Source organism: Pseudacidobacterium ailaaui, from assembly GCF_000688455.1.
Taxonomy (GTDB): Bacteria; Acidobacteriota; Terriglobia; order Terriglobales; family Acidobacteriaceae; genus Pseudacidobacterium; species Pseudacidobacterium ailaaui.
Genome location: NZ_JIAL01000001.1, coordinates 76,948 through 102,624 on the forward strand (window position 1 = coordinate 76,948; position 25,677 = coordinate 102,624).

The 25,677-nt window shown below is 53.5% G+C and carries 17 protein-coding genes and 1 pseudogene; 10 read left to right on the top strand and 8 right to left on the bottom strand.

Annotated features, from left to right (window positions below):
* Nucleotides 1-328 precede the first annotated feature (328 nt).
* Together N655_RS0100365 and N655_RS21125 are read right to left on the bottom strand one after the other, a co-directional pair.
* A complete protein-coding gene (locus N655_RS0100365) occupies nucleotides 329-1,606 on the bottom strand; it encodes a tyrosine-type recombinase/integrase (RefSeq protein WP_155987442.1) in 1,278 nt (425 codons plus the stop codon).
* Nucleotides 1,607-1,655: 49 nt separating this feature from the next.
* The gene (locus N655_RS21125) at nucleotides 1,656-1,931 is read right to left on the bottom strand and encodes a helix-turn-helix domain-containing protein (RefSeq protein ID WP_432757641.1); all 276 of its coding nucleotides are present in this window, start codon (nucleotides 1,929-1,931) and stop codon (nucleotides 1,656-1,658) included.
* A 265-nt stretch (nucleotides 1,932-2,196) separates the two neighbouring features.
* Between N655_RS21125 and N655_RS0100370 the strand changes: the two genes are divergently transcribed.
* The 3 genes and pseudogenes from N655_RS0100370 to N655_RS16495 all read left to right on the top strand — a co-directional run bounded on the left by N655_RS0100370 (nucleotide 2,197) and on the right by N655_RS16495 (nucleotide 4,109).
* Complete coding sequence (locus N655_RS0100370; RefSeq protein ID WP_026441401.1) at nucleotides 2,197-3,189, top strand: LysR family transcriptional regulator; 993 nt, start codon at nucleotides 2,197-2,199, stop codon at nucleotides 3,187-3,189.
* Between the two features lie 426 nt (nucleotides 3,190-3,615).
* Nucleotides 3,616-3,780: pseudogene (locus N655_RS20810) on the top strand (DUF1738 domain-containing protein); the annotation flags it as partial.
* Nucleotides 3,781-3,809: 29 nt separating this feature from the next.
* Nucleotides 3,810-4,109, top strand: a complete 300-nt coding sequence (locus N655_RS16495; RefSeq protein WP_049961154.1) for an IclR family transcriptional regulator domain-containing protein — start codon at nucleotides 3,810-3,812, stop codon at nucleotides 4,107-4,109.
* Nucleotides 4,110-4,155: 46 nt separating this feature from the next.
* Here the strand turns inward: N655_RS16495 and N655_RS0100385 are convergent, their stop codons facing one another.
* The 4 genes from N655_RS0100385 to N655_RS0100405 all read right to left on the bottom strand — a co-directional run bounded on the left by N655_RS0100385 (nucleotide 4,156) and on the right by N655_RS0100405 (nucleotide 12,016).
* The gene (locus tag N655_RS0100385; RefSeq protein WP_049961155.1) at nucleotides 4,156-6,186 is read right to left on the bottom strand and encodes a right-handed parallel beta-helix repeat-containing protein; all 2,031 of its coding nucleotides are present in this window, start codon (nucleotides 6,184-6,186) and stop codon (nucleotides 4,156-4,158) included.
* A gap of 194 nt (nucleotides 6,187-6,380) precedes the next feature.
* Entirely contained in the window at nucleotides 6,381-7,226 is an 846-nt protein-coding gene (locus N655_RS0100395) for a hypothetical protein (protein WP_026441403.1), read from the bottom strand.
* Between the two features lie 114 nt (nucleotides 7,227-7,340).
* Complete coding sequence (locus tag N655_RS0100400; protein WP_026441404.1) at nucleotides 7,341-8,600, bottom strand: tetratricopeptide repeat protein; 1,260 nt, start codon at nucleotides 8,598-8,600, stop codon at nucleotides 7,341-7,343.
* An 89-nt stretch (nucleotides 8,601-8,689) separates the two neighbouring features.
* Entirely contained in the window at nucleotides 8,690-12,016 is a 3,327-nt protein-coding gene (locus tag N655_RS0100405; RefSeq protein WP_049961156.1) for a TonB-dependent receptor, read from the bottom strand.
* Nucleotides 12,017-12,424: 408 nt separating this feature from the next.
* On the opposite strand from N655_RS0100405, the gene N655_RS20140 reads away from it, so the two are divergent.
* Nucleotides 12,425-12,598, top strand: coding sequence for a transposase (locus tag N655_RS20140; RefSeq protein WP_081823488.1), 174 nt, complete (start codon nucleotides 12,425-12,427; stop codon nucleotides 12,596-12,598).
* A 213-nt stretch (nucleotides 12,599-12,811) separates the two neighbouring features.
* Here N655_RS20140 and N655_RS16500 read toward each other — a convergent pair whose 3' ends face one another.
* Nucleotides 12,812-13,816, bottom strand: coding sequence for a phytanoyl-CoA dioxygenase family protein (locus tag N655_RS16500; RefSeq protein ID WP_069955795.1), 1,005 nt, complete (start codon nucleotides 13,814-13,816; stop codon nucleotides 12,812-12,814).
* On the opposite strand from N655_RS16500, the gene N655_RS0100420 reads away from it, so the two are divergent.
* On the top strand, nucleotides 13,815-14,570 hold the full coding sequence (locus N655_RS0100420; protein WP_026441406.1) for an SDR family oxidoreductase: 756 nt from the start codon (nucleotides 13,815-13,817) through the stop codon (nucleotides 14,568-14,570). The two genes, N655_RS16500 and N655_RS0100420, sit on opposite strands and share 2 nt — an antisense overlap.
* 9 nt (nucleotides 14,571-14,579) lie before the next feature.
* Here N655_RS0100420 and N655_RS19570 read toward each other — a convergent pair whose 3' ends face one another.
* Nucleotides 14,580-15,398 (bottom strand): AraC family transcriptional regulator, encoded by an 819-nt coding sequence (locus N655_RS19570; RefSeq protein ID WP_026441407.1) that lies wholly within the window; start codon nucleotides 15,396-15,398, stop codon nucleotides 14,580-14,582.
* 148 nt (nucleotides 15,399-15,546) lie between these two features.
* Between N655_RS19570 and N655_RS16510 the strand changes: the two genes are divergently transcribed.
* The 5 genes from N655_RS16510 to N655_RS0100455 all read left to right on the top strand — a co-directional run bounded on the left by N655_RS16510 (nucleotide 15,547) and on the right by N655_RS0100455 (nucleotide 25,675).
* Nucleotides 15,547-16,908: a glycoside-pentoside-hexuronide (GPH):cation symporter gene (locus tag N655_RS16510; protein ID WP_044933717.1), complete on the top strand. Its 1,362-nt coding sequence runs from the start codon at nucleotides 15,547-15,549 to the stop codon at nucleotides 16,906-16,908.
* Between the two features lie 12 nt (nucleotides 16,909-16,920).
* Nucleotides 16,921-19,389: a glycoside hydrolase family 31 protein gene (locus N655_RS16515; RefSeq protein ID WP_049961157.1), complete on the top strand. Its 2,469-nt coding sequence runs from the start codon at nucleotides 16,921-16,923 to the stop codon at nucleotides 19,387-19,389.
* A 263-nt stretch (nucleotides 19,390-19,652) separates the two neighbouring features.
* Complete coding sequence (locus tag N655_RS0100440; RefSeq protein ID WP_026441408.1) at nucleotides 19,653-20,360, top strand: hypothetical protein; 708 nt, start codon at nucleotides 19,653-19,655, stop codon at nucleotides 20,358-20,360.
* Between the two features lie 590 nt (nucleotides 20,361-20,950).
* Entirely contained in the window at nucleotides 20,951-24,613 is a 3,663-nt protein-coding gene (locus tag N655_RS16520) for a TonB-dependent receptor (RefSeq protein WP_044933719.1), read from the top strand.
* A gap of 69 nt (nucleotides 24,614-24,682) precedes the next feature.
* Nucleotides 24,683-25,675, top strand: a complete 993-nt coding sequence (locus N655_RS0100455) for a tetratricopeptide repeat protein (RefSeq protein WP_026441410.1) — start codon at nucleotides 24,683-24,685, stop codon at nucleotides 25,673-25,675.
* Nucleotides 25,676-25,677: the final 2 nt, after the last annotated feature.

Below are 25,677 nucleotides of genomic sequence, written 5' to 3' on the forward strand. Positions count from 1 at the left end.
CATATGAAAGATCCGAAACCACTGTCCCGCAGTTTGTCCCAAGCGTCAGTATGGCGATCATCCTTCGGTTCCTCCACGATCAGGCTTCGAGAACCGGGCTGATTTTGAGGATTCTGACCCAACTTCTGACCCAGAATCGTTGTGGGATTCGGCTAGGCCGGAGTGCTATTTCCGGGGTCAAACCGAGGTTCAATTGCGCGCCGAAAGGGCTCCAAAAACGACTTCCGGCGTCACGCTACTCCGCAGAAAGCATTGATACTCCAAGGGTTACAAGCCGACTGTTAACCGAAGGGTTGTAGGTTCGAGTCCTACCTGAGGAGCCAATAAATCAACAATTTACGACTTCCCCACCATTCGGCTTCGCCAAACTTCGCCAAATTGCATCAGGACCTTTAAGGGTTCTCCCCTTCAGACCCAACTCTGCATTTGGCATCTCCCAGTCGCCGAGCACCGCTGAGGTGCGCGAGTTCACGGCAGCGAGAACGCTTCGTTCGATGGTCTGAACGTATACGTCGCCCGTCGTCTTGATGCTCGCGTGCCGCAATATCCCCTGAGTGTCCTTCAGTGTTCCGTGCTGCTGCATGTCGGTCCCCAGCGTCCGCCGCATCACTTGAAACGTGACCAGGCGATCAGGAATTCCGAGCTTTCGAGAGACCGGGCGAATGCGCCACCGGAGGAAGTTCTTCCCCCACCTCGGCACCGCCTGGCCCTTCCGCTCCCCTCGCCCAAATGTCGGAAACATTAGAGCCTCTGGTGAGGAATCCTTGGAGAGCTTTCGCCAAGACTCGATTACGGGTCGAATCCGCTCCGGAACAGGGATAGGAGTCTTGCTCTGTTTGGTTTTCAGACGGCCGTTGTAAAACTGCCCCTCGTAGGCGGTTCCGTGGGGCAGAAGAGCGTCGCCGGTCCAGGACTTCCATTGCAGCCCCATGACCTCGCTGGCTCTCGGTCCGCAGAAGATTCCGATGCACAGCAGGCAAAGATCGTGCACGTCCTCGATAGCTCCAATGAGGGCAAGGATCTGTTCCCTTGTCATCACGGGCTTTTCTGCCATTTTTGCCTGAGGCATGGTCACGTCTTCTCCTGGGTTTTCGGCGATGTACTTGTGCTTCTTTGCCATCCGGGTGATCGCCCGAATGTTGGAGAAGCAGGAGCGAACTACAGAATCCGAATAGCCCTTTGCAGCCATTTCGTTGAGAAAAATCTGAATCTGAAACGAATTCAGCTTCTTCAGCGGCAGGTCTCCAAATTTTGATACCAGATAATGCTCAAGCTGGTAGCTATTCGTCTTGCGATATGCAGGGCTCCATTTGCCCTGTCGCATTGGAATGTAGCGTTCCTTCACAAACCAGCGAAACGTTACTGAGTCATCGGAAGGAATTGCGGGCATTTCGGCGAGCATGCCGCATTCCTTCAGAATCTTCTCACGCAACAATTGCTCCGCCTTCCACTTCGGATTTCCCGCCTTGGGGCAGATCGCGACGTTGCGATACTTTCGGACCTCCTTCCCGTCGGCGTCCCGACCGTAAATCACATATTTCCCATACCACTTTTTCACCTTCTTCCCGCAAAGGTAGACGGTGCCTTGCTGATATTTCATTGCCATTGCGCTCTCCGTATTCTGCTTCCGGTCCTGGTCGTGGAGAACAATTCCTTCATACACCACTACGGCGCAGAGGGAAAGAGCTTGTGGTATTCAACTCTTGCATAAAGGCTTCGACATCCTGTTTCCGATATCGCATCAACGGACCGAGCTTAACGCCGCGGATTCGCGGCGAGCGCCTCGTAGTGTGGTCCCGGACCCAACGTTCGGAGACGCCAAGCCTTACGGCAACTTGTCGGGCGTTCAATAGCGGCTCATCGTCGGTGTCCGACGACGTGGACGGCGATTCTTCTAAGGGATAGCGATTCTGCAGGATTGATGCGGCCATGAGTGACCTCGATTAGGGGAGTTTGAAGGAGGCGCGCTCCGCCGGAGTCGAGATGTCCGATCGGTTTTGCCCCGCCTTTTCATCAGCGTCCGCCGAAGCTGCTCCACTGTCCAAGACTTCTCACCGATGACGCCATAGGCCGGACCGATTGCAGATTTGCGCGCAGTCTGCTCAGGTCACCAAAAAGTGACCTATTGACGCCGATGATTCGTCACCGCAACCTGAGATCGATACGTAATCACGAAAGAAGCACGGTAAGGTCCCTTTGACGTTTCTGCCCTGGTTCCCCATGGAGGTCGTGGGCATATCTGACTTGCTGGAGTTCCGTTTGCTGAAGTACATCGCGATGATCGCCGAAACCGGCAACTTTACACGCGCCGCAGAGAAGCTGTACCTGGCTCAACCTTCGCTGAGCGAGCAGATCAAAAATCTCGAAGAGGGACTCGGGATTGAGCTCTTCGACCGCAGCGGGAAAAGAGTGGAACCAACCCCCGCCGGCCTCGTCCTCATCAGCTATGCCAAAGGAGCCGTTCGCGAGCGCAACGAGATCGTGAAAGCCGCACGAGCGATTCATCAAGGGGAAGTGCCGCCGTTGCGTCTCGGCTTTTCCAGCTTTGCGCCCACCGTCGTTCTTGAAGGATTGCAGCGGCTCTACGAAAGCGTCTTTCCGGCGTGTCCTGTGCATTTGGCTGGAGGCAATGCAGCGCAAATTGTGGAACGCCTGAGAAATAAGACACTCGACTGTGCACTGCTTCCCATGCCGGTAGAAGGAGACGATCTTGCTGTGTTGCAGATTGGCAGCACGCCGTTGGTCGTTTGCATGAGGACTGACGATCCGCTCGCGCAGCTCACCGAGATTCGGCCATCAGAAATGGCCGACCGGCTCACGGTATTCCGTGACCCGGAGAGTCACCCTTCAGCGCACAAGCGGCTGCTTGAAATGCTTGCTGAGTACGGTGTTCGACCCCAGGCTGCCTGTGCTGCAGCGACACCCGCCGAGGTGCAATGGATGGTACAGAAGGGCTTTGGCCTTGCGCTCATCAGCGGACAATTGAAATTGGAACCGTCGCTGACCACCCGTGCAATTGCTGGCGTCACGTGGACCGCTGACACAGCGTTCGTCCATCACGCGGCGGCGTATCACCTCGCACTGCCATTACTCGTTCGACATCTACGGAAAGGTGGCAATCCCAAACCTCGCAGATCGGAGCAGCGCAAGAAGAACCAGAGTGCGGTTCAATTGGAACTGCTGACATAAGGCCCTGCCTCTACATCAACACAGGGCCTACAACTTACAGTCAATGAACTCGTTGGTCTGTACGCGGCAGGCAACAACCAGTTTCGGATTTGCTCATCATGCGGATATGGTCGCGCTTGTCGGCCAGGTTCTTTTCCGGCAGTTAACGGTGATGGTCACGTCTCCATCGACACCACCAACATCTATGCCGAAGTCGATCTGGAACGCAAGGCACAGATGCTGGCGCATAGCAATGCACTCTCCACCCCTGCCGTCTCCAAACGGCCCTGGAAAGACAACCCATCTCTGATGGCCTTCCTCCGCTCTCTCTGATTACTTATGTTGCGCAAGCAGCGCTGCACAGCCGCATGATTACTGGGCCTCAACGCTGCTACGCAAGATAACTTCCTGCGCAACATAAGTGCGCTTATGTAGCGCACAACATAAGCACACGAGCTTCTGCACAAAAGCGAACGCCGCACGATGACCACCGCCACGGTGCGGGAGACAGAGGCCGAGGCCGTGGCCTTCATCGTTGGACAGGCCATCGGCCTTGAGATGGGCCGTGCATCGTCTGACTACATCCAGATGTACGCGGGAAAGCAATTCTTGCGTTTCAATCGGCAGACACCATCGATCGCATGCTGGAAGCTTATGGACTTATCAAACGTATCGAGCACAATATTATTGACCGTCAGGCCCTGTGGCCCGAGCTGGAGCGAGTCCGGAAAGAAGGCGTGGCTTTTGACCGTGAAGACTCCATGCTAGGAGGCCTCTGCATTGGAGCACCCATCCGGGATGCCGATGGGCGTGTGATTGTGGCCCTGAGTGTCTCCACTCCGATCCAGCGGATCCCGCCCGACCGGGAAAAGCAGGTTCAGGAAGGTGTGCTCAGGGTTGCCCAGGCTGTATCTGTTGCTCTGCTTGCCGCGAATGGTTGAGTCGGCAGACAGAGCAGCAGCTTTTAGTAGACGAGCCTTGACCACCTTATTCTGGCTGAATACCTGATTCGTTGATGACTTTCTGCGCTTCTGCAGGCCACTCTTTGTTCGCAACCAAATGGTCCTGGAGGATGAGACAGTCGCTTTCAGGAATCCAGCGTTCTCCGGTTTTGTCCGAATTGTGCCAGTTGCCGATGGCGCGATTGTCAGAGGTAATTTTCAAGGCGTAGAGCTTGCCCACTGTATTGGCAAATAACCAGAAGCCCTGCGTCTCTACGACATTGTTCAGCAGGCGGATGTGCTTGCTGCCTTCATCCGTGTAGAGGCCGATTCTGTCTCCGAGATCGAAAAGGTAGTTATTCCGGATAACGGTGCCTGGAGAAGAAGACAGATTGTAGATGGCCCCGCCATCGACGAAGTATTTCTTCACGCCATGTATGCGGTTATAGGCGACAAGATTGTTTCGCAGGATGGTCGGAGTCTGGAATACAGGATTGACTGTATAGCCATGCTGGTTGTCCCGGTAGTTCGGGTTACCGCCTTGATCGTTATAGCCCCATCCCCATCCAATATCGATGCCGTCATACATCAGGTCTGAGACATCGTTGTGAACAATCTCAGCCCCATCAAAATATGTGCTGAGGATGCCGGCGTTGTCTTTGTAATCCAGGCTGACAGTGCTGACATAGTTGTTGTCAATCATCAGATGACGGTTAGTCATGCGCGGATCAGACGGGTGATGAGCGTCCTTTTGAACTCCACCTGCCAGGACCGCCGCGGCAGACAGAACTGCGAAGTGGCAGTGCGTAACGCGCACGCCATCAGTTCCCAAGCCAATTCCGCTTGCATTGGACCCGGCATCGTTACCGATCCCAAGCCCGACCATGCCGAGTTGGCTAAAGCTGTCGTGGTCGAATGTAACGTTATGCGCTGCGGCTACCTGGATGGCTGCGGGAATCTGCGACCAGTGCTGGCGCATGGATTCAAATTCCACGCAGCCGCGATTGCAAGTCTGGAATGCGTTGCTGGGGTGTGTTGGAGCTAGGTCCTTAAGGTAGGCTCCGCTTTGCTGGCTTGCAAAGCCGGTATTTTCAGAAGGCCCAAGCCAGGTGGTGTAACGAAAGCTCAGCCCTTTGAATGTTAAATTCTGTATCGGCTGCTTGTACGTGCCGGCAATGCTCAGCAATAATTGAAGGCGGGGCAGCATCACCGTAATATTATTGATGTCTCGATCTTCATCGAGCTTTACATAAAGCTTGCCCGCGTATGGATCGAGATACCAAAGATTGCGGTGAGGTTGTAGAACGTTCGGCTCCGACATGAGCTCCAGCGCATTGAGGAGATAGAAATGCTTGCCGTTATTTCGCTTTGCCTCGCTGGGCACATCGTAGCCCCAGGTGTTATTCGCCCACGAGGGCTGCGCCATTTTCAGAACTACTCCATCAGTAGTGGGCTGAACGCTCTCAACCGGCGCATAGCGATCGGTGAAGCTCCCAAGCACTTCCAATTCCATTTGAGACGGATTTTTGACTTTACTGAGCCAGGCGAGATTGCGGTTGTGAATGATGAGCTCGTCTGACGTTATTTCTATGTCCTCTGTCTTGATCTCCTTCGAGGTGCGGTCTCCGAGAACTCCGTCGAAGTACAACTGACGTGAATTAACGCCCGCAGGAACATCAGCTACATATATATGTTCCGCAGCCTTGTATACCTGCCAGCCGGTAACTCGAACTCCGCCGGAAAATATGGGGTGCGCTCCTGACGCAGCCTGCCATGTGACGTGATGGCTGCCCTGTCCTCCATCTTCGGAACGAAAATTCAGCGGGGCATCGAGAGAATATGTACCGTCTTCAATCAGCACGGTTACATCACTGGATGCATTCAAGGCGCGCACTGCGGTCTGAGCGCGTGCAACCGTCTGAAAAGGATGAGAACGGGTGCCGTCAGCGCCATCACTGCCATTGGTTGATACGTAAAGAGTCCTTGTTGTCTGCACATGACTGTAAACGGGCAGTACGGCAGTGTCACCCCCTAGGATGCAGAGGAGTGCCACGATTCGCTTTTGTCTCATCTTCATGACTTTATCTTTATTCTTCCTGTTGAAACTGGATTCCTTTCTCTGAGTTGCACAGCAAAAAGCGGTGCTGCTGGAGTTGGCTGCTTGCAGGTGGCTTCGGCATGCCGCTTAATGTATCGATGCGAAGAATGATTGCGCTTCTCATTTTGGGGCTAAATTCTTATCATTTTTTTGCCGCCCTAGCTTTTGACTCTTCAGCAGTCCATAGAGCACAAGCGGTTCCATAACTTCTGGATTTCAAGACGCAGTCTTTTGGCATCCTCCCAACTATCAGGGAAAGTCGAAAGCGCATAGCCGCCTTCTACCGGGCCTAGTTCAGGGCAAATAAAAATTTCCCGTTCATGGTTCCGATTGTCGGCGAGCCAGCACTCAAGCAGGGCAGAAGCAAAGGGAAGCCAGTCCAGAACCTCTTTTGTGAGCCCACCATCGCGGTTGGTGATGGGAATCTGAACATGATGGCCGTTGAAAGGACGGAAATGGAACTGTTGCGCGTTCTGGATCAGGTCAGGACGAACGAGGAGCCGCTTAACAAAGTTGTCCGGAACCAGATGCTTGACGACAGCGAAGTGGGAGAAGTCCCAGGAGATAGGCAGTAGCTGGCCGGTTGTCTGCTGGTACGCATTGGCCAGGGCATAGGTCTTTTCCGGTGTTTCTGTGCAGGTGCCGCGGTGCGATTCGATGGCAGGCAGCAAGCCCAGGCAATGACCCTCTTCCATGAGCGTGAGCGTTAACTGGAGAGCTTCAGCAGTGAGCACGTGGTCACCCGCGAGTTGAACATTCACATGGGTTGCGCCATACTGTTTGAGATCCTGTAGCAGACCGGGGAACGCAGAGGCCTGGTCTGAAGCCATGCCGCCAACAAAGATCAAACCCCTGCGCGTAGCAGCCTCATAGAGCTCAGGGCTTGGCGCCCAGCATACGCCATCAAAACCAGCTTCTTTGATTGCCTGTAGCTTTTCATCCAGGCTCCATTCGTTTTCCCGGGACGGATAGTGCATCAATGTCCACAGGTTTGCGATGTGACGCAGGATAGGCTTCATGACCAGAAAGACTCCTCATCGCCGCAAGGCGATTTCTGATAGTAGTTTGTTGTATAGATACAAGTTCTCAGAAATGTTCAGAGACATGAAGGCTAAATGGCTGGCAGCGGTGTTTTACGGATGAGCTTTTGTGCGAACTTCTGCCAAGGCTTGTCTCTGGTGGTCTTCCGCGATATATAAAGCTCGCTGTGCGGCGATATTTCCCGGGTCTTTTTGCAAAACTTCCTTAATCTCGGCGATTCCTTCACTCCAGCGATGGAGGCGGCAGAGCGCAAGGCCATAGTTCAGCCGAAAGCCTTCCTGTTCGGGGTTTAGTTCCAGGGCCGCGCGATATTTTTCTATGGCTTTGGCTAGCTCGTTCTGCCTCTCCATCTCTATACCCTCATCCTCAAGTCTTTGGGCTTCAAGAGAGTGTTTACCTGCCTCGTCTCCTTTTGCCGTCAGCGCCTTTACCTGGACCTGCAAATTCTTTGCTTCTTCTGTGAGGCCTTCTTTCCGGAGAGCTCGCTCCAGCTTGTAAAGTACTGCAACGGTTTCGGCGGGCATGTATTTGCGCGCCAGTTGCAGGTGGATAGCGGCATTATGTGCATCTCCCTGTGACAGATATTCAGAGCCTAATTCGTACTGCAATTCTGGATCGTGCGGAGCGTATGCGACCGCATGCTGAAAGGCTGCCAGGGCAGCGGCTTCATGATTTGCCGCTCGCTCAGTCCGCCCCAGAGCGAGCCAGGCTTCAGGATAGTCAGGCTTGAGTTTGGTAGCTGCGATGAGCTCTGGAATAGCTTTTTGCTCGTCGTCATGATCGGTGTAGATTTTTGCCAGCAAATAATGAGCAGTGGCAGCGGCAGGGCCGGAGGGATCGAGTGAAATGGCAGATTGCAGCTCTTTCATGGCGCTAGGCATATCGTTGGTTGCCGCCAGCGTCATGGCCAGATTGACATGCAGGCGCGCCTTTTGAGGATCGAGCACAATCGCCTGTTCGAATGCTTTGCGCGCTGCATCGAACTCCGCAAACCTGGTTAACGCTGTTCCCAGGGCAGCATAGGCCGAAGCTGAATCCGGGCGCAATTCGATCGCCCTGGTCAGATGTTGAATTGCTTCGGAACGCCTCCCCAGTAGCGCATTCAACTGCCCAAGAAGCACAAGGGCATCTGTATTGTCAGGGTCTGATTGAAGCAGATTCTCAAGAACGAGAGATGCTTTGTCATAAGACCCGATGGAAAAGAGATACTGTGCCTGACTTAACGGCGTATTTTGCGCATAGACCGGCGGGCAGAAACAAAGCACCGACAGCAGGAACAGAGACACACAAGGAAAAAGTGCGCTGCTTGAAAAGAGTTGAGATATTGCTTTGACCGGAAGGGATCGCCGCATCCCGATACTCCAGGTGAAAGCAGCAGGCACCGGTTAAAGTGCCTGCCGCAGTAATAGCGTTGAGAATCTGTTTCCATCCGGCAGCATACTCAGAAGGATAACCGGAGCGCAAATTGAAGCTGACGCGGCGGATTCTCTATCGAAGAGACCCTACCGAACCCACCGCCGTTGAGCGTAGTCCCTGGAGGCGCATAGTTAATGATGTTGAAGAGATTGAATGCTTCTGCCCGAAATTGCAGCGAAGCCTCGTCATGTACGGGGAAGCTGCGAAAGACCGAGAAATCGAAAGTTGTGGCATGGTCGCTGAACAGGAAGTTACGCGGCGCGTTGCCATATTGATGGTCAGGTATGCTGAATGCTGCCGTATTGAACCACTCGTTCAAAGTTGGGTGAGAAAGATGCGGATTTCCAACCAGGTTGGCGCGTGCATAAGAATAAGGCGTACCAATATTTGCCACATCACCATTGACCAGAACGGTGAATGGCTGACCTGACCGGATGCTGAAGATGGAATTCGTCTGCCATCCTCCGACAATCCACGCAAGCGGCCCCGAATTCAAATATGTTTTACCGGGACCAAGAGGAGGCTCCCACAGCATGCTTGCAGAGAAGAAATGCGGCACGTCGAAGCCCGAGAGCCCCCGGTTGGAGTCTGGGTCATAGTAATTCTGGATGCCGCCTCCGGGGCCATTCTCCGCGCCGAAAAAACCGCTCGATCCGTTATCGATGGATTTCGACCACGTGTAAGAGACCAGATATTGCAATCCATTTCTGAAGCGCTTATTCGCATTGAGCTGTAGTGACTGGTAATTGGCAGCACCGATGCTTCTCCCGAAATAGAGAGAATTTTCGTATGGATAGGGGCGTCTCGCGTTTACCTGGTCGGCATTGCCCGGACCAGGATAAAGCGCAGTGTTCGCTACACCTGTATAATCAAGATGATGTGTAGCGCTGCCTACATAGGCCATGGAAACTGCTAGGTCCTTGGTTACCTGGCGCTGAATTTCAAGATTCCACTGCTGCGAGAGCGGCACCTGCTTTTTGGGGTCTGCGTTCCAGTAATTGGTTCCCCATGGCGATGCTGCCGGGAGAGGCGCGGCGGAAAGCGTCTGCAAGTCCTGTAGATACGTGAGAGGCGCCCCAGTCGTCTGGTTGACTGCCAGGAAAGAGCTCTGCGCATCTGGCCAGTTGCCTACATGGTTGCCCATGTCCTGGATGAAGCCTGCATACTCGTCGTATACGATGCCGTAACCGCCGCGAATCACAGTTTCCGGATTGAGCGAGTAGGCAAAGCCGACATGGGGACCAATATTGGCATTCTGCGGGCAGCGAAATGATGCGCAGGAAGCAAGGGTAATGTGCTCTCCGTAAGGAATATTCGCCAGGTTCCCGTCACCTGGAATGCAGGGTGCTTTGCCGGTGGTGTTGCATGGTGGGGGCAGCTTGCTCCCACCGATTACATACTCGCCGGTATTTGCATCAAAGCCACTGTAGAGGGCTCCGGTCAGGTTGCCGATCGGCTGTCGCTTGTCATAACGGAGACCCAGATTCAGCGTAAGTTTTTTTGAAACAGTCCATTGGTCCTGCGCATAGATGGCCCATATCGGGAAAGACATGCTCCAGTTCTGATTGAGAAATGCCTGCTGCGTCGGCAGGCCCAAGAGCGCTGATGCCAAAGATGCGCCAGTCGAGCCTACGTTATTCGGGTCGGCGGTCGTATCGTTGATGAAAGAGTAAGTCTGGTCAGAATACGCGCGGGTCTCGTACTGCTGCAGAAGCCACTGGAAGCCGAAGCTGAAATGATGATTGCCTTTGAGCCATGAGACATTCGCTCCGGTTTGATACACATGATCCTGCTGGTTGACCAGATTTTCACCCGCGCTCGACCACGGCATCTGCAGAACCAACTGTGGTATGCCATAGGTTGAAAGGCCCGAAAATCCAACTTGCTTTGCTGCGCCTGGACCGTTTGAAAAGAGCTTGTTCTGGATGATCGGTGTAGCCGAATACCCAAACTTTACGTCGAGGACCAGCGATGGGCTGAATTGATGAATCCAGTCGCCACCTGTATTATTGCGCGGCCGGTCGGTGATAGTGTTCAGCAGGCGGGTTACCGGAGTTGTATCTGTATTATGAAAGCGCGTAAAGCGGCCATTGATCACATCTTTTGGTCCAAGCGTTTCGTCGATCCTGACCTGATAGGTGTCGCTGTCATCTACCTGGGGCTCATCTTCGATGGCGTTATATTGAGGGACAGCAGGATTGGAATAATTTGGCCGATCGACATATGCCTGAAAATACGCCTGGGCCATGATGGAGATTCTGTTCGGCGGGATAATGTTGTCGGAAAATTGCTGGCGAACGAATCCGCTTGGAGCGGATGAGCTGGCCGTCGTTGTTTTCGGATCGTAGATGTTATGACCGATTAGAGAATGAGAGAAGTCGCCGGACAACTCAGCATCGGTGGGCACATAGTACAATGCCTGCGTCGCTTTTTTATAACGCCATCCTTCATAAGCAAAATAGAAAAATGTCTTTCCTTTGCCTTCATATAGCCTAGGAATCCATACAGGTCCACCCAGCGTGGCTCCAAATTCATTCTGATGAAATGCTACAGGGCCGGAACGGTTAGCATCAGCAAACGGATCGCGGGCGTCGAAGAAGTTATTCCGCAGATACTCCCATGCTGAGCCGTGGAAGGCGCTGCTTCCTCCCTTGGACACGAGGTTGATAATGCCTCCAATCGCGCCTCCATATTGGGCGTCATCGTTGTGTGACTGGACTTTGAATTCCTGCACGGCATCGACGATGGGCAGCACAGCATATCCGCTATAAATATTGACAGTGTTGAAGATACCATCCAGATAGTAGAGGTTCGACCGGTTCCATTGCCCATTTACATTAGGGCGAAAAACGGGGCTGCCGGGAATCGTTACATCGGCAAGATAACTTGTTCCTCCACCTGCACCCTGCTGGTTCTGCACCGGTGTTACGCCTGGAGTGAGGATGAGAAGCTGGGTAAAGTTTCTTCCATTCAGCGGCAGATCGTTTACCACTTTGGTCTCGATCACGGTGCCAAGCTCGGAGGTGGCTGTCTGGAGCTGAGGCGCCGAGCCTGTAACTTCCACCTGCTCTTCCACATTGCCGAGACTGAGCGTGTAATTGAGAGAAACGGTCTGGTTGACCTGGATTGGAATTGCCTGTTGTTCAACTTTCTTGAAACCCGCCGCAGTAACTACAATGGAGTAAGTGCCGGGCAGAATATTCGTGAAGACAAAGTGTCCATCCTGGTTCGAGAAAGTTTTTCGCTCAACTTTCGTATCGTTGCTGGAAAGCGTGATGGATGCCTGAGGAATGGCTGCTCCTGAAGGATCAGTAATCGTTCCATTCATCTCCCCTGTCGAAGTCTGCGCCATGATAGCAACTGGGGATAAGAGCAACATACCTGCTGAGAGTAAGAGTCCATTACACAAAGTTATTTTTAAACGTTCTGCTTTATGCATTCGTTTTGCGTCCTCCTGAACACGGCCTGACATGCCTTAGTAAATTGCGAGCGATGACGATGCTGACAATCACCGCTACGGGAGCAGAACCAGGGTAGTGATGCAGCAGCACAAGGATTCTTCGGTGCGTTTGCGAGGCTCGTCCTGATTCAGTTGAGCAATATACAAACCGCATATAAAGGCAGGCTTCTCATTTTGTCTGTGAGTTGATATCACTTTTTGTCGTTCGCGGATGAGGCAAAACCGGAAAGTTGTACCGGATGGGACTAGAAATACATTGGCGGTTAAGGTTCTCCAGGGGAAAAGCCAGGAGGAGTCAACATGCCGAAGAAACAGCACACAGATGAACAGATCATCTTCGCGCTCAGGCAGCATGAGGGCGGCGAGAAGACGGCTGATATCTGCCGCAGGCTGGACGTCAGTCAGGCTACTTTCTACCTATGGAAGATCAAGCTCGGGAGAACCTTGACCACCAAAATCTCCAGTTACCGCTGATCCAGAAATTCGGGGCGTCTCTCAACCACGAGCACTCTCACTTACCCGGACTAAACCAAGGGGGCGGCTCAAAAAGATATTTCAAAAGTGATAAGAACCAGTGGTATTTGCCAGAAAGGGAGAAAGCCATGCCGGTAAAGAACCGGCATGGCATAGAGGGGGCAGGCACGTTAACGTCAGACCGAAGCACTGGCGAGTGCTGCCGGGGATGTATTACACTGCCTTCTTCTGCGCGTCCGGGAATGGCCCGTACTTTTCAGCCGTATCGTTTGCATGATCGTAGATATTTTTCCCGTTCTTCAGAAAAGGAGTTGCCAGTGCCCACAGCTTGCCATCAGGCCGATTGATAGGCGCGGCACTGTATTGCGGCAGATAGATGCGCCGCATGCGATTGGTCCGGTTTGCTCCGCTGCGGTGAAGGACAAAGCTATCGAAGGCGACAATACTTCCAGCCGGAACGATCACTGGATCGCCAGGATCGGTTCCACTATAGCCAATGAGGTCGTTTGTTCCTTCTTCCTTGATATGGTCGATAATCTGCCCGCGTGTTCCCGCGCGCGAATGGGGCAGCAGATACACGGTGCCGTTCTCCTCGTTGACATCGTCGAGAGTGCACCAGCAGGTGACGTAAGGATCATGCCTAGTTGATGGATCGTACCATTTCACGTAGCCACTATCCTGATGCCATGAGAATTTCATGCCCTGCTCGGCGCCCTTGACAACCCACTGTTCGTGAAAGAGATAGGCTTCTGGTCCCACTGTAGCTTTTGCCACTTCGGCCATCAGGTCACTGAAAATAAACTGCCAGATGCGACTGCTCAACCGGTATCGGTTGTTGATGAAGTACCGCTTGCCGCGATGGCTCAAGTTGTCGGTTTTTACTCCTTTGGCATCCATGATTGAGTCATAGTAGCCAAGGTAGTAAGAGCATTCCTCGCGCAACATGGAGAGCATGTCCTGAGGAATTACTCCAGGAAGCATCATAAAGCCTTCCTGGCGGTATTGTTCCCTTTGTTCTGCGGAAATCGTAATCATGACAATATGCAATGTATCGAAATTGATGGTTCTCGGGCTTCTCACTTTTCGACAAGTTGCTATCACTTTTTGTCGCGGAACGTTGCTTTTTCTGTCCTGCGGTGTGATTCCTTCGAACCTGGCGGGAGTCTGGTTTGATGTACTCTTGAGGTGGTCCAGATAACTTTCAACAGGAAGACGCATGAGCACAGTAGATACTTCTCGTACAGCATTGGTAACGGGCGCCTCTCGTGGGTTGGGCGCAGCCATTGCGATAGAACTGGGAGCCATCGGAGCGAAAGTCGCCGTCAATTATTTCCAGAGTAAGACTGGAGCAGAGCGGGTCTGTGAGCAGATCAAGGCAAAAGGCGGAACGGCCCAAGCCTTTCAGGCTGACGTGCGGTGCGAAGATGAAATTGCGCGGTTGACAGATCAGATCAGTAAAGCTTTTGGCAGCATCGATATTCTTGTGCTCAATGCGACTGGCCCGCAGCCGCTTCTTTCCATCGAAGAGCAGACTTGGGAGTCCTATCTCGATCAGCTGATTTTTTTTGTGAAGTCTCCATTGCTGCTGCTCAAGAGCGTGCTGCCGGCAATGAAGCGGAAAGGCTTTGGAAGAGTCATCAATATTGGCAGCGAAGTTGTAGAGCTTGGCAATCCGCGGTTTGCCAACTATGTTTCGGCCAAGGGTGCGCAACTGGGACTGACCCGCTCCTGGGCGCGCGAGCTTGCTCCTGCGGGCATTACCGTGAACCTGGTAGCGCCAGGCTGGATTCCCACGGAACGTCACACGGATGCAACGCAGGAAGAGATGGACAGCTACACGTCGAATGTGCCGATGCAGCACATGGGAAATCCAGAGGCTGTAGCGAAGATGGTGGCTTTCCTTGCTGGGGATGGCGCAGGCTTTATCACCGGCCAGAAGTTTGCCGTCAACGGAGGCAACACGCTGCTGTAAGTTCCCCGTTTACCGAGGAGGTCTGATCTGCCGGTATTGCATGGGAGAATACCCCATGACGTGCTTGAACACTCTGTGAAATTGCGGGTAACTGCCAAAGCCAGCTTCAAGCGCTGCTTCCAGCATGTTCTGACGCTGGCCTGTCCCATAGATCTGTAGAAATCGCTCGACGCGTTGCCGATTGCGGAAATCGACGATAGTGAAACCGGTTTGCTCCTTGAACAGCCGGCTGAGCCGAGTGGCACTGAGGCCGGCCTGATGAGCCAGATCATCAAGAGTAAGGTTGCCGAGAGTGTCACGAATAAGATGGGCGGCTCGTTCTACGGCAGGATGCACATCGCGCACTGGAACATCGCGGGCCCTTTCAAAGCTGAGCCATGAAGAAAGCAATCCATACGAGAGCCCGGCATTTAGAAAATTCGTCTGCTCCGATGCATTGCAGAGCTCCGTAAACAGATCTTCAAGCCGGTCCAGGTCATGCTCGGCGAGGCGGCGGCAGAATTCTCCGGCCGGCTCTTTTTGAAGAAGTATGCGGGTTTTTGCGTCGTTTGCGATTCGCCGCACCATGCGTCGCTTGAAGACGCCGATCCACATTTCGAAGTCCGGTGTCTGCTCAAAGAGCAGGTGCTCCTGAGCGGGGAACAGCCACAACAGGTCTCCGCGCCGTATGCTGTAGCGCCGGTTTCCGAGGAGGTACGTACCGCTTCCGCGGGTGACAAGGTTCAGCTCCAACTCGGCATGGTGATGCCGCTTATGGGCGAGCCCAAGGTTACGATAATGCCAGATGCTTCCGTCTACTTCTGGCGGGAGGTTAAGATGTGTACGCATAGCGACAAAAAATGATAACAATTTAATGGAGAAATGAGAAGCCTGTTGCAGGCAGTCGTCATTTAGAGTTTCCGGTAGGGGGGAAGCTCTGCGAATTGATGCCTGCCAGGCTCAATACCAGGAAGTGACTCAGGAAGTCTCCGGAGTTATGAAGAATTCCGTCCTCACGACACGCCTCAGCTACACTGCCAGCGAGGTCGCCGGGCAGCTTATCTTTTGTGTCGTCTCCTTTTATCTGCTCAAATTTTATACCGATGTCTACGGAATATCCGCGGCCGCGGCAGGCACAATTCTGTTGCTGGCGCGTTCTGTCGACGCCATTGATGCACCATTATGGGGGATTCTTTTTGATAAGACACATAGCCGCTGGGGAAAGAGCCGGCCATGGTTTCTCTGGCTTTGCGTGCCTTTTGCTTTCTTCGGCGTGCTCACTTTTGTAACACCGAGTTTTGGCGCAATGGCAAAAGTTATCTATGCGGCAGCTACCTACGTGGTCTGTAGCATTCTCTATACAGGAATCAATACTCCTGTTACTTCTATCCTCTCCGCCCTGACCGGGGATACCCACGAACGGATTACACTTACCAGTTTCCGTATGTTCGGGTCGAAGCTAGGGGTGCTGATTGTTAACCTGACCGTCCTGAAAATGGTTACATGGCTAGGGCGCGGGAATGACCGCCTCGGATTCATGCTTGTTATGCCCATGTATGCCTGTGGAACGGTTCTGCTATACCTGCTCGCCTTCCGTAATTTGAAGGAAGTCGTAACGAGCGAAAAACATCGCCTCTCGATCCGGCAGAGTTTTGCCGCGCTCCATGGAAATGGGCCCTGGTTCATCATTTTCTTCAGCAGCTTTTTCTTCTGGATTGCATTCGTCTCGCGCATCTCGGCGGCTCCCTACTTTTTTCAGTACGTGCTTCGCCGCAAAGATTTGATTTCTGTGGCGAACAGCCTGGATGTGATATCGCTAGCCACGATTGTTCTTCTACCGTGGTTCTGCCGGCGATTTACAAAGCGCACAGTGTGGGTGGCCAGCCTTGCGGGGGCGATTGTGAGCCAGGTCGTAATCCAGGCTGGGGTTGCAGAATCATCGTCCGCGATTGTCATGACCGGGTGGTCTCTCGGGTTCCTCACCAGCGGCGTAGCAATGGCGATACCGTTCTCGACCCTTTCTGACAGCGTGGATTACGGAGAGTGGAAACGGGGTGTTCGAGCCGTTGGTCTGCTCACCGCACTGGGTGCGGCATTTTGCCTGAAGGCAGGAAGCGGCCTGGGAGGAGCGTTGCCGGCATGGATTCTCAGCTGGTATTCGTATGTGCCGAATGTGGAGCAAACGCAGCGCTCGCTCCACGGCATTGAATTGAGCTTTATCTGGCTCCCGGCGCTTTGCTACGCACTGGCGGCGATTCCTGTGTTTTTTTACTACCGATATGAATGCCTTGAGCTAAGGATCCGCAAGGAGCTTGAGCAGCGCCGCTCCATGGCTACAGCGATCAGCAGCAGCGTATAAACCGGAGAGTGCATGTTTGCCATTGAAAGCAGCGATGAATTCGCCGTGCTCACATCAGAGACTGGACACCGCCTGCGTATTGGGTTTCCGGGCGAATCAATTGCCCGCATTACCTATGTGGAAAGTCAGGAGTTCAGCGATGCGACGAGCAGGATCGTTACAGCCGAAAAGAAGTACTTTGCGCCCGCAATCAGCGAGGATAGGGGCTGCTATTACCTAGCTGTACCAGCCTTGACGCTGGTTGTGGACAAGCAAACCGGGTCTATCCGCTACCAGGACGCAAGGGGCAGGCTGCTGTTCCGCGAGCCTGAGCGCGGCGGCAAGTGGCTTACGCGGAAGAAGATTTATCGCAATGTCTTTAAGCCAAACAAAGAAATTACCTATGGGCTTGGGATTGATGGCGCGCGGGCCATTGTTTCTCCGGATGAAACAGTGTTTGACCGGGAGGCTTTTGAAGCCAAGCTAGAATTTGTTTTCAGCAAGGGTGAAGCACTTTTCGGCCTTGGCTCTCATGAAGAAGGCTATGGCAACCTGCGCGGCAAATCACGCGAGCTGTATCAGCAGAACATGAAGGCAGTCGTACCGTACTTTGTGTCTTCGCGCGGATATGGAGTGCTCTTTGATTGCTGCTCGCTCATGACATTTCACGATGATGCGCTGGGCTCCTACCTGTGGGCGGATGTGGTGAATGAGCTTGATTTTTATGTTATTGAGGGGAAGACGTTCGACGAGATTACACGCCACTATTATGAGCTGACTGGCAAACCTCCTATGCTGCCCAAGTGGGCTCTGGGATACGTGCAATCGAAGGAGCGGTATGTGAATGCGCGCGAGCTTGTGGACGTGGTTAGCGAATACCGGCGCCGCCGCATTCCTCTTGATGTCATCGTGCTTGATTGGAAGTCGTGGCCGAACGGTGCGGGTTGGGGGCAGAAGTCGTTTGACACAATTCGCTTCCCCGATCCGGATGCCATGACGTCAGAGCTGCATGCCATGGGCGCTCGGCTGATGGTGTCGATATGGCCAATTATGACGGGCGGATGCTCCAATCAGATGGAATTGCTTGATCGCGGCCTTATGCTGGGCAATCAATCGACATACAATGCCTTTCTTGCAGAAGCACGCGAATGCTACTGGCAGCAGGCCAGGAACGGGCTCTTTGATCATGGCGTGGATGCGTGGTGGTGCGATTGCACGGAACCTTTTGAGGCGGACTGGGCTGGTGCAGTGAAACCGGAGCCGCACGCCCGGCTTGCGATCAATACGCAACAAGCGAAGCGATATCTCGATGAAGGTGAGATCAACGCATATTCTCTCATGCACTCACAATGCATCTATGAGGGGCAGCGCAGGGCAACAAGCGCGAAGCGCGTTGTCAATCTAACAAGGTCCTCATATGCGGGACAGCACCGCTACGGCACGATAACGTGGAGCGGCGATATTTGCGGTACATGGGAGACGCTGCGGCGCTCTATCTCCGAAGGCTTGAATTTCTGCGCGACCGGTGAACCGTACTGGACGCTCGATATCGGCGGCTTTTTTATCGATAACAAGCGGGAGCTATGGTTCTGGCGAGGAGACTATTCCGAGGGTTGCCGCGGTATTACCGGTATGGAAGCGATGGAGCCCGATCCTGCCGATACAGGCTGCCGTGATCGTGGCTATTGGGAGCTCTACACGCGATGGCTGCAATATGCAGTCTTTCTGCCGGTGTTCCGCTCTCATGGAACAGACGCAGCGCGTGAGATATGGCGTTTCGGTGAGGAGGGCACTCTTTTCTACGATGTCATTGCGGAGTTCATCCGGTTGCGCTACAGGATGATGCCTTATCTGTATTCGCTTATGGCCCAGGTCACCCTCTCGGGTTCGATGATGATGCGTCCTTTGGCGCTGGATTTTCCCGATGACCTGAAGACGCACGAAATTACCGATCAGTATCTTTTCGGGCTGTCGCTTCTGGTCTGCCCTGTCACGACGCCCATGTACTATGGCCGGAACTCGCAGCCGATTACAGACACTTCTAAAACGCGGCCTGTGTATCTTCCGGCAGGGCATCGCTGGTTCAACTTCTGGACGAATGCTGTGTATGACGGGGGGCAAACGATTTTGGCTGATGCTCCGATCGAGAAAATACCCCTCTATGTGCGCGCAGGCACGGTTTTTCCGATGACAGAAGTGATGCAGTATACCAGCGAGATTCCGGATGCAGCATATGAAATACGAATCTACTGTGGGGCCGATGCCAGCTTCACCATCTACGAAGACGATGGCGATGGGTATGACTACGAAAGAGGGGCATTTGCCCTGGTTCATCTCGTGTGGAATGAAACACCGGGAGACCTTCTCATTTCTGCGCGCGAAGGCCAGTTTCCTTCTCTCGTGAAAGAGCGCGATTACAGAATAGTCTTCATCTCAGCTTCAGACTCCTCCATAAAAACAGTGCGATATCGAGGAGAAGAGGTTTGCGTCAGCATTGCATAACGCTGTGCCGACGATACGAGGTGTAATGCAATGACAAGCTTTTCTGTTTCCTATCCTTGTTGAGAGTCGGGTGCGGGTGAAAGGCGATTCGAAGACTGGCGGACGATCAGTTATCTTGGATTTCAGATAGCCGCCGCCTTGGGGAGGGTTCCTTGAACTTAGAAGCAACTGCGTTACACTAACTATCTCTTCGGTCTAAATCATCGGGCATCCCAGCATATGGTTGCAGTTTCATCACTGCAAATGGGAAGGGAGATGTGAGAATGCATACTCTCATGCAATGGAGTATCTTGGCGCTAATCGTAGGTTTGCCGATGTGGCAGGCAACTCCTGTGAATCTTGCTCAAAAGAATCTCATAGTTAACCCTTCGCCGAGCAAGGGGACAGCTTTAGAACAGATAGTAGAGATTGCGAGACACAATCACATTCCGCTAGGTGTTGTAGTTGACGGCGGCGAGATTTGCCAAAGGGACCTGAAAGTAAAGATGCTCTCAAACATGACGCTAGACTCGCTAGTGCAACAAGTGAATGGGCAACTGAATGAATATCGGTTGACCATCGACGGCGGGACCCTGGCGCTACGTCCCATTGCGCTGCGGAGCAATATCAACAAATTGCTTAATCTGAAGATTACTGACTTTCGAACACATGAAGGAACGATGCAGGCGCTGGGTATCAATTTGTGGATATGGATTCGGGCGGTTTTTGAACCGAAGAGTGGGAGTGTAGTAAGCATCATCTCCAATCCAGACAGCCCGATCATATCGGGCTTTCACATCCCTGGTCCCGCAACCGTCGAATACCTCCTGAATCAGATCGTCAAGCAAGATCCCGGGGGAGTGTGGATCCTATCTGGTCTTACTGCTGACTGGGAAACATCACAAAGAGATCCAATCACTGTGACAGACTACTCCGAAGAAGAAGTACAGCGTGATGCGGTGGATGCGTGCCGTGCAGCCGCAAAACCATAGAGGCGGGCTCATAACAAAAATCGCGCTCAGAAGAATATCTGGTTCGATGGGACGCAAATGGGTAAGAGAACTCGGGCATTTTCTAATCAGCTTAGCTGCTAAACGCTGCCCGCATAGCGGAGTTGGTGCGATTGCCGCCCTTCTCAAGATGGAACTGAGATTTTGGATTGAGCTTTTCCGCCCTGCGTTTATTTGAATGGCTTCGTGCAGTGTCGAACATTGATACCAAGCTGAAGAAAATTGCAGAGAAAACTATGCATTTCAATAAATGCTTTTATCTTTGCAGCTTCTTCAATGTACACGGTTACCTTGTCACGTCGATTCCCGCGAATGTTCCTACCCTTCCTTGACAGTCGAGTTTTCAGATCGCTATATTTCGCAAGGCAGAGGCAATGTACCTCTGCAGAGAACAAAACCACGAACAGCATCAGTCCTGCTGTTACCTGATGTATTTGATGGAAACATCTTTCAACAGGTGAAAAAGAGACCGCGCTCTTGTCTACTGCCTTTCTGAAGTTTGGAAAGGGGCAAAGACGGTATGGCGGGAGCAGAAAAATAACTTTAAGCAAGTCTTTTTCGGGAGACCAGAAATGATCACTCGCACATGCAAGGCCCTGGCCTGCGGCCTGGGTATTGCTCTTCTTTCACTTCTTCCCTTCTCATCTCACGCACAGGCGATTTACGGTTCCATCTACGGAACGGTCACTGACAATACCGGGGCCGTCGTACCGAATGCTACCGTAACGATTACTGATGAGGCGAAAGGAACATCGACCACCGTACAAACGAATGGCTCTGGCGCCTATACCGTCGATCACCTGATTCCGGACAAGTATGACGTAAAGGTGGAGGCCTCGGGCTTTCAGACCTTTGAAGCCAAAGGTATTCAGGTGTTCGCAGACGCGGCGCCTAAAGTAGATGCTCAGCTCCAGATCGGTGGTGCATCGCAGACGGTGACCGTCAATGCCGATGCAATTCCGGTACTGAAGACCGACCGCGCTGATGTTTCTACAGAATTTACGACCAAGACCATCACGGACCTGCCCATACCTGACCGCAACTTCACCAACATCCAGTTGCTTCTGCCGGGCGCGCAGCCTCTGGGCTGGGGCCATGCTGCATCAGAAAATCCGCAGGCCAGCAAACAGATCCAGGTAGATGGACAGGCCTTTGGCGGCGTCGCCTTCCAGCTGGACGGAACAGACAACCAGGACCCTATTCTTGGAATCATCGTCATCAATCCTCCTCTTGACGCACTCTCTGAGACGAAGATCACGACGCAGAACTTTGACGCTGAGTTCGGCAAGGCTGTTTCGTCATTTGTAATGGCGCAGACCAAGTCCGGATCCAACAGCTTCCACGGTACGGCCTACGACTACCGCGAAAGCAACGCCAACCTTGCTCGCGACCCTTACACACAATTCCAGCCGGACCCGGTCACGGGCCACTTTCTCCCTCCAGGCTTGAAAAACCAGTTTGGCGGCACACTGGGCGGCCCCATCATCAAGGACAAGCTCTTTTTCTTCGGCGACTATGAAGGAATTCGCCAGAAGGTGGGCATCTCTTACACCGCAACGGTTCCCACCAAGTTGTTGACGGCCACCTGTCTCGGCCAGCAGACGGGGCCCAGCGGCATTCCTGGCTGCGACTTCAGCGAATATCCGAACACCATTTATCAGCAGACACCATCCGGCCCTCAACCCTACCCGGGAAATGTCATTCCGACGGCCCAGCTTTCTCCTCAGGCCCTGGCGCTGATGAAGCTCCTTCAGCCTTATGCTCCAAACACCAGCGGAGCGCTCAACGGCACCAAGAACAACTATGCTGCCAGCGGCACTGGAGGATTCAACTCTGACCAGTGGGGCCAGCGCATTGACTGGCAGGCGACGACCAGGACCCATGTCTTTGAACGCTTCAGCCGCTTTACAGACACCTTGACCGGCAAGACCATGTTCGGTGCCGCAGGCGGTCCTGGCTTCGGGCTGCAGGGATACGGCGGCACATCCAAGGGCGCCAATGACAGTCTGGCTGCAGGTTTTGACATGGCCCTGAGCCCGTCACTGCTGACTGACTTCCGCATCGGCTACTACCGCTATAACATTGTCACTGCCAAATATGATCAGGGAACAGATTTCGCCACCCAGTTGGGCATCCCTGGCCTGAATACGGGCAGCTCCTTTACCAGCGGCGCTCCCGCATTTAACATTGCGGACTCCGACCGGTCTGGAAACGAAACCGCAAACAACGCACAGTCGCAGGGACCCCAATACGGCAGCGGGTTGAACATCAACCGTTGCAACTGCCCTCTGACTGAGAAGGAAGACCAGTTCCAGATTGTAAACAACTGGACCAAGATCATCGGCAACCATTCCTTCAAGTTTGGGGCCGACCTGCGTTATGCCCGCAACCTGCGCGTTCCCAGTGACACCAACCGTGCTGGCGAGCTCCGGTTTGATCCCGGTCCAACTTCCAACGGCTCTACCGGAGGTCTGGGTTTTGCAACCTTCGTTCTGGGGGATGTCACTAACTTCGGCCGCTATGTCAGCGTCTCTACGAACGCCAAGGAGTTCCAGAAGCGTTTCTTCTTCTATGGGCAGGACACTTGGCGTGTGACCTCTAACCTCACACTCAATCTCGGTGTTCGCTATGAGCTCTACTTCCCTGAATCGGTAAATGCAAAGGGCAATGGCGCGCTCATGAACCTGAAGGACGGCTACCTGCGGGTCGCCGGCTATGGCAACATTCCGAGCAACATGGGATGGAGCCCGGCAACCAATGCCTGGAACCCTCGTATTGGCCTGGCCTATCAGCTCGATCCAAAGACCGTCATCCGCGCGGGTTATGGCCGCAGCTTTGACATTGGTGTCTTTGGTTCGATCTTCGGACACGTTGTCACCCAAAACCTCCCCGTCTTGGCAAACCAGGCAGTCTCTTCCCCGAACACTCTCAGTTATGCATTCAATCTCAGCTCCGGACCGCCAGCCAACGTCTTCCCGACGGTGCCTTCCAACGGACTGCTCCCTGCTCCGGGATACGCAGTCAGCCCCAAGGCCCGGCCAAACAGTCTGCGGCTGCCCACTCTGGATGCCTGGAACCTCAGCATTCAGCGTGCCCTTACACCCACGCTTTCTGTAACGATGGCGTATGTTGGCAACAAAGGCACCCATACTCTGAGTGCGGGTGACGGGAACAACACTAACCCGAACGAAGCAGGTATTTTCCTGCCTGCGTCCTATAGTGTCAATGGGCAGACCCTGCACTATGACCCCAGTGTCAACCCCAGCACGCTGTATCCCGGACAGACCATCCCTGGCATATCCACCAATAACGGCACAGCAATCTCCAATTTCCTCTCACGTTACTATGGTGGGACCTTGGCGGCCTGCCAGGATCCAAATTACGCAACGCCGTCGGGCCTCACGCCGGGTATGTGCGGCTGGACCAATGGCATCAGCTACTATGGCGATGATCAAGATACAGAGTTCAATGCTCTGCAACTGAGCATGGCCAAACAGTTGACTCATGGCCTGTCCTTTAATGTGAACTATGCATGGCAGCGTGGATACAACTTCAACAGCAGTTATGCCACTTGGGACAGGACTGCTGTGAAAGGACGCGATGACAGCATCCGCGAACAGCAGATCATTGGCTATGGCACCTGGAACCTTCCCTTCGGGAGAAACCAGTGGATTGGCAGCAATGTTCCTCGTTTCGTGGATGAGATTATTGGTGGCTGGCAGTTCAGCCCTGTCATTACCTGGTCCACAGGCCTACCCTTCACTGTTGGGTATACCAACTGCGGCCTGTCCGTTCCGGGAGACGCACCATGCTATCCCAACGGAAAGGCTGGGTATATAAAAACACATCTCACAGCCTTTGACCCAGTAAGCCATACCCGTACCTTCTTTAGTGGAGTTACCTGCTCGGATCCAAAGGCAGGACTCACCCCAACCTCACCCTGCGGTCAGTTCACCGCCCCAGGGTTGGACCAGATTGGCAACATGGGAAGAAACAGCGTCTTCGGACCGCATTTCTTTAACGGCGACTTGTCGCTGCAAAAGAACTTCCCCATCTATGAAAGCCTGCTGGCACAGTTCCGCGTAGATGCCTTTAATGGATTCAACCACATCAACGCTGGAAACCCCGGACAGACGAACATTGACGGCGGGCCGTTCACCATTACAGGCGAACCGGCACTCAACGTCTATACCAATCCGCGACAACTGCAATTTTCGCTGCGTCTCCAGTTCTAACGGGAACGCGGCCTTGCATGAGGGGAGCAAATGCTCCCCTCTTTTAATTTCGATAGACTTCCTTCAGCCATGTACAAGTTTTTCCTGTTTTGTCTGATGGGACTGCCTCTCTGCTACCTGATGGCGCAGCCAGCCGGGCCTTCGCTCAACCATGCCCGTCAGCTATGGGTCCAGGGCAGGCTTGACGAAGCGCTTGCTGAAACTGAGGCGCTCCGCAAAGTGAATCCTGAACCGGCGGAAGTGGAACGCCTGCGCGGCTTTATTTTTTATCAGCAGAACAAACTGAGTGAAGCGGACTCGTCTTTTGCTCTGGCCCTCCAGCAGGACCCCAAAGACAAAGATGCAATGGAAATGCGCGGCGTGACCCTGTTCCGCATGGGGCGTGCAGCCGATGCCATTCCATTCCTCGAAGCAGCTCGCGCCTCCATTCCCGGAGCAAATATCGATCCCAACTACGTGCTGGGGGCTTCTTATCTCCAGGTACAGCGCTATGATGATGCCCGCCACGCCTTTGCCGCCCAATATGGATTTGCCCCCGACTCCGCACCGGCTTTTCTTTTGACCGCACGCATGGCCCTGCATCAGGAACTGGTGGCAGCCGCCGAGCAATCTGCACAGAAGGCATCGCAACTGGACCCGAAACTGCCCGGTGCGCACTTGATTTTGGCCGAAATTGCTCTTGCCCGGGCCGACACGACCCGGGCCATTGACGAGCTCGAAAAGGAGCAGGCGCTCAATCCGCTAAACGGAGAAATCTATGATCGGCTCGGCGACGCCTATGTCCGGAATGGTCAATACGACAAGGCGCAACAGGCGTTAAACTGTGCTGTTCTGCTGGAACCAAATGCCACCGGGCCCTATATCCTTCTGGGAAAGGCCCTTCTGGGGCAACAGAATCCGCTCATGGCGGCCATGTATCTTGAACACGCGCTTAAGATGGACCCCGGCAATTACATTGCGCATTCCATTCTGGCGCAGGTCTATCGCGCCGAGGGCCGCAAGGACGACGCAGCCAGAGAATTTCAGATGGCCGAAAAGCTCCAGTCAGGAACACAGCACTAGTG

Bases quoted from the DNA above. Each gene is read 5' to 3' on its own strand.
- N655_RS0100365 (WP_155987442.1), bottom strand. From the start codon at position 1,606: ATGGCAATGAAATATCAGCAAGGCACCGTCTACCTTTGCGGGAAGAAG.
- N655_RS21125 (WP_432757641.1), bottom strand. From the start codon at position 1,931: ATGGCCGCATCAATCCTGCAGAATCGCTATCCCTTAGAAGAATCGCCG.
- N655_RS16495 (WP_049961154.1), top strand. From the start codon at position 3,810: ATGCTGGAAGCTTATGGACTTATCAAACGTATCGAGCACAATATTATT.
- N655_RS0100385 (WP_049961155.1), bottom strand. From the start codon at position 6,186: ATGAAGATGAGACAAAAGCGAATCGTGGCACTCCTCTGCATCCTAGGG.
- N655_RS0100395 (WP_026441403.1), bottom strand. From the start codon at position 7,226: ATGAAGCCTATCCTGCGTCACATCGCAAACCTGTGGACATTGATGCAC.
- N655_RS0100400 (WP_026441404.1), bottom strand. From the start codon at position 8,600: ATGCGGCGATCCCTTCCGGTCAAAGCAATATCTCAACTCTTTTCAAGC.
- N655_RS0100405 (WP_049961156.1), bottom strand. From the start codon at position 12,016: ATGGCGCAGACTTCGACAGGGGAGATGAATGGAACGATTACTGATCCT.
- N655_RS20140 (WP_081823488.1), top strand. From the start codon at position 12,425: ATGCCGAAGAAACAGCACACAGATGAACAGATCATCTTCGCGCTCAGG.
- N655_RS0100420 (WP_026441406.1), top strand. From the start codon at position 13,815: ATGAGCACAGTAGATACTTCTCGTACAGCATTGGTAACGGGCGCCTCT.
- N655_RS16500 (WP_069955795.1), bottom strand. From the start codon at position 13,816: ATGCGTCTTCCTGTTGAAAGTTATCTGGACCACCTCAAGAGTACATCA.
- N655_RS19570 (WP_026441407.1), bottom strand. From the start codon at position 15,398: ATGCGTACACATCTTAACCTCCCGCCAGAAGTAGACGGAAGCATCTGG.
- N655_RS16510 (WP_044933717.1), top strand. From the start codon at position 15,547: ATGAAGAATTCCGTCCTCACGACACGCCTCAGCTACACTGCCAGCGAG.
- N655_RS16515 (WP_049961157.1), top strand. From the start codon at position 16,921: ATGTTTGCCATTGAAAGCAGCGATGAATTCGCCGTGCTCACATCAGAG.
- N655_RS0100440 (WP_026441408.1), top strand. From the start codon at position 19,653: ATGCATACTCTCATGCAATGGAGTATCTTGGCGCTAATCGTAGGTTTG.
- N655_RS16520 (WP_044933719.1), top strand. From the start codon at position 20,951: ATGATCACTCGCACATGCAAGGCCCTGGCCTGCGGCCTGGGTATTGCT.
- N655_RS0100455 (WP_026441410.1), top strand. From the start codon at position 24,683: ATGTACAAGTTTTTCCTGTTTTGTCTGATGGGACTGCCTCTCTGCTAC.